General features: G+C 59.6%; 3 protein-coding genes. All 3 read left to right on the top strand.

What is annotated here, in order from left to right; translation table 11 throughout:
- The coding region (locus tag ACESNG_RS06830; RefSeq protein ID WP_373068320.1) for a glycosyltransferase at positions 1–624 on the top strand (624 nt) is incomplete at its 5' end.
- A gap of 4 nt (positions 625–628) precedes the next feature.
- The gene (gene glf, locus ACESNG_RS06835) at positions 629–1,750 is read left to right on the top strand and encodes a UDP-galactopyranose mutase (RefSeq protein ID WP_373063284.1); all 1,122 of its coding nucleotides are present in this window, start codon (positions 629–631) and stop codon (positions 1,748–1,750) included.
- Positions 1,750–3,876: a family 1 glycosylhydrolase gene (locus tag ACESNG_RS06840; protein ID WP_373068322.1), complete on the top strand. Its 2,127-nt coding sequence runs from the start codon at positions 1,750–1,752 to the stop codon at positions 3,874–3,876. The genes glf and ACESNG_RS06840 overlap by 1 nt, the downstream gene beginning before the upstream one ends.
- The last annotated feature ends 465 nt before the right edge of the window (positions 3,877–4,341 follow it).

Raw genomic sequence — 4,341 nt, forward strand, 5'->3', positions numbered from 1 at the left:
CACCATGTACATGAAATGGCATCTTGCGTCGATCTCGAGCACTTTCGCGCGGCCCGGAACATTTTGAATGAGTTCAGCCATCAGGCGGGAATTCCCTACCCGCGCATCGGGTACTGCGGCGTCCTTGACGAGCGACTCGACCTTCCGCTCATCGCGAACGTGGCGCGCGCGCACCCGAACTGGCACTTCGTGTTTGCCGGGCCAGTCGCAAAGATCGATCCGTCGTCGCTGCCGTTTGGAGATAATCTGCATTACCTGGGCGCGCTTAGATACGACGAGCTGCCGCACCTCATGTCCGGCTGGGATGTGGGCTGGATGCCGTTCGCGCTCAACGCCGCTACACGTTTCATCAGCCCGACGAAGACGCCGGAGTATCTGGCTGCGGGCCTTCCTGTGGTGTCATCAGCGGTCGAAGACGTCGTCCGCGCGTGGGGTGAGCCGGGATTCGTGCGGATCGCACACTCGCCTCATGACTTCGGTACATGCATTGCGCTATCGCTGCAGGAAGAACCCAGCATGGTCGCCCAAACGAAACTCGACCGCGTTCTCGCGATGCAGTCGTGGGACGCGCTTTGGTACCGCATGGATACGCTTATGCAGCAGCCACGCACGAACGCGGCGTAAGGCCATGAAATATGATTACCTCATTGTGGGGGCCGGGTTCGCCGGCTCCGTGGCAGCAGAGCGTCTCGCGGCGGTCTACGACAAGAAGGTACTGGTCGTCGATCGGCGGCCCCACGTAGGCGGGAACGCCTACGACACACTGAATGAACACGGTGTGCTGATCCACCAGTACGGCCCACACATTTTTCACACGAACTCGCAACAGGTCGTCAGCTATCTCTCACAGTTCACGGGTTGGCGACCATATGTGCATCGTGTGCTGACGTCGGTAAACGGGCAGCTGCTCCCGATGCCCGTGAATCGCGATACGATCAATAGACTGTATGGTACGAACATGACGGAGCCGGAAGTCATCCGGTATCTGGAGAGTGTAGCCGAGTCCGTGGCTGAGGTACGCACATCCGAAGATGTAGTCGTAAGCAAGGTCGGTCGCGATCTTTACGAAAAGTTCTTTCGTAATTACACACGGAAGCAGTGGGGTCTTGATCCGTCCGAACTCGATGCGAGCGTGATCGCCCGGGTACCGATCAGAACCAACACTGACGATCGGTACTTCACGGACGACTTTCAGGCTATGCCGGACGCGGGGTACACCGCGCTCTTCAAGCGCATGTTGGCGCATCCGAACATCTCTGTGTCCCTCGACACGGACTACCGGGACGTGGCGACGGTGGTGGAGTATTCGGGTTTGATTTTTACCGGTCCGATCGACGAATTCTTCGACTACCGGTACGGTCCTCTCGAATATCGCTCGCTGCGATTTCGCTACGAGACCGTGCGCGCTGATCGTGCATTACCGGCGGCGGTCATCAACTATCCCAACGAGCACGATTACACGCGCGTCACGGAGTTCAAGCAGCTCACGAGTCAGGTGCACCGCGACTCGACGCTGGTGTACGAGTATCCCTGCGCCGACGGCGATCCCTATTACCCGGTTCCGCGTCCGGCCAACCGGGAACGATTCCTTCGCTACCGGTCAATGGCGGAACAGTCACATCATACGTACTTCACCGGGCGACTCGGCACGTATCGGTACTACAACATGGATCAAGTCGTCGCACAGTCTCTTACGCTCTGCGGCCGCATCATGGGGTCACCAGCTGCGGCAATTCTGCAGGAGGGGTAGTGACGCCGCAGATCTGGGGCGGCATTGAATGCACGGTAAATCGCGTCGGCAACCTGTTCCACGATCAGGTATTGCGAAGTGGACACGGCACACGAATCGACGATATCGATCGCTTTGCGGCGCTGGGCATCCGAGCGCTCCGGTGCCCACTGCTCTGGGAGAGGATTGCCCCTACCTTACGCGAACCGCCGATGTGGAGCGATTCCGATCGGCAGCTGCTGCGCATGCAGGAGTGCGGCATTCGTCCGATTGCCGGACTCGTGCATCATGGAAGTGGGCCAGCGTTCACAAATTTGCACGACCCGCAATTCCCTGTGCTGCTCGCGCGATACGCCCGCGATGTCGCGGAGCGGTACCCCTGGATCGACACCTGGACGCCGATCAATGAACCGATGGCGACGGCACGATTCAGCGGATTGTATGGTCATTGGTATCCGCATCACAGCAACGATGCGGCGTTTACTCGTATCGTTCTCAACGAGTGCAAGGCGATTGTGCTCGCGATGCGGGCAATCCGAACAGTGCATCCAGGCGCGAGGTACCTGCATACGGATGATGTCGGCGTAGTCACGAGTACACCGCGGTTGCAGTATCAGGCTACCTTCGAGAACGCGCGCCAACGACTGGCGTTGGATCTACTCACGCGGCGTGTCGACGCACATCACATGCTGTGGCCATATCTGCATCGCGCGGGAATGACCGAAGTCGAGCGGGACTGGTTTCTCGAGAACGAGATCACGCCGAATATGATTGGTGCTGACTACTACCCCACGAGCGATCGGTATCTGGACTCGAGGTGTAACCGCTACCCCACAGAATGTGTCGGCGGTAATGCCCGCGAGCGGTATGTCGACGTCGCCACTCATGGACGGGTGGGCTGGAGTTCTACGCTTCCCGCGACGCTTCGATCGCTCCATGCGAGCTACGGCATTCCGCTCGTGCTGGGCGAAGTGCACCGTTCTGGGTTTCGTGAGCAGCAGCTTTCGTGGATTCAGCAGGCTTGGACCACCGCCCGACAGATGGAGAGTGAAGGAGTTCAGCTGGATGCCGTCGTTTTCTGGTCGTTATTGGGATCGTTCGACTGGGACGACCTGGTACGTGCAGAACGCGGACACTATGAATCCGGGGCGTTCGATGTGCGCAGTGGCGCCCTCCGCCCCACCGCCGTGGCGACCGCGATTCGCGCAATTGCTGCGAACGGAAGTCACTCGCACCCCGTATTGTGGCCACGATCGGCTACACGATCACCAGCGCGCAACGCAGCCACTTCACAGACGTCCGGTTACCGGCCGATACTCATACTCGGTGCGGGTGGCACGCTTGGCCGCGCGTTCATCAGGCGCTGCGAGGCACGCCATATCGGTTGGCACGCCATGACGCGGAACGAACTCGACATATCGTCGCGCAGTGAGTTGCTGCGAGTCGTCGGTGCGTTGAGACCGTGGGCGGTGGTGAACGCATCGGGATACGTGTCCATCGACGCCGCTGAACTCGATCACATCACATGTCGACGGGTGAATGTTCACGGCGCCGCAAATGTGGCGTACGCGTGCCAGCGGTACGACGCTGCACTCGTGACGTTTTCGTCCGACCTTGTATTTGACGGAGCAAAGATGACGCCGTATGTCGAAAGCGATAGAGCGGCGCCGCTCAGCGTATACGGAATCAGCAAGTTCGATGGCGAACAGGCCGTGCTGGCGGAGGCACCCGGGGCACTCGTTATCCGAACAAGCGCATTTTTCGGCAATGACGATAAGCACAATTTTGTCGTGCAAACCTTGGGTCTGCTGGCGTCCGGACGAGAGGTTCTGTGTTCAACCTCCGTCGTCTCTCCCACGTTCGTCCCGGCGTTGGCCGACAGCACGCTGGACCTGCTCGTTGATGGTGCCGCCGGAGTCTGGCATCAAAGCTCTGCAGAGAGCCTGTCATGGTCTGAACTGGCTCGGTCCCTGGCGCGCCTCGCAGGATTCGATGATCAGCTCGTTCGGGACGCGTCACAGGCGGAACTCGGTTACACGGGAAGGCGACCTGCGTATTCCGTCCTCGGCAGCAAGCGGGGTTGTCCACTGCCCGAATTGCACGCGTCACTCACGGCGGTGGTTCGCACGTGGATGAGCGACCGGTAGCCACAAGGAGTCGTAGGCGATGGGTTGACCCGCACCGAGTCCCTCGACCAGCGCCATTCAAAGCCGGCGGTCTTTCGCGGCCAGCAACGCACGGATCCCAACGACGCTTGAGAGCACGCAGGAGCGGTCCAGGCCTTCCATGAAGCAGGAAGCGCGAGCACCGTACGGGTCTGGACGGCGACTACCCTGCACGCGCGTGCTACCTGCTGGGCGTGTCAGGGGGGTCCCTCCGGGTGATCGAGACCATCCATCAGTCTTGTGAAAAAACACAGCGCGGATCCCTCTCGTTAGAGAGGTCCGCGCTGTGTAAATCGTTATTTGACATCAGTAGTGTCGCAACGTTTTTCAGAGGAGAGCGAGTGGAATGGGCTCGAAATCAGCGTCTGAATAACTGGGTGGTGACGTAAGTAGTTGGTTGAGCAGGACTTGCACGAACAGGGCCACACTCAGGATCTGTAACATTTC

It is taken from the genome of Gemmatimonas sp. (assembly GCF_041689975.1).
Taxonomy (GTDB): domain Bacteria; phylum Gemmatimonadota; class Gemmatimonadetes; order Gemmatimonadales; family Gemmatimonadaceae; genus Gemmatimonas.

Coding starts and splice junctions, on each gene's coding strand:
- glf (WP_373063284.1), top strand. CDS start 629: ATGAAATATGATTACCTCATTGTGGGGGCCGGGTTCGCCGGCTCCGTG.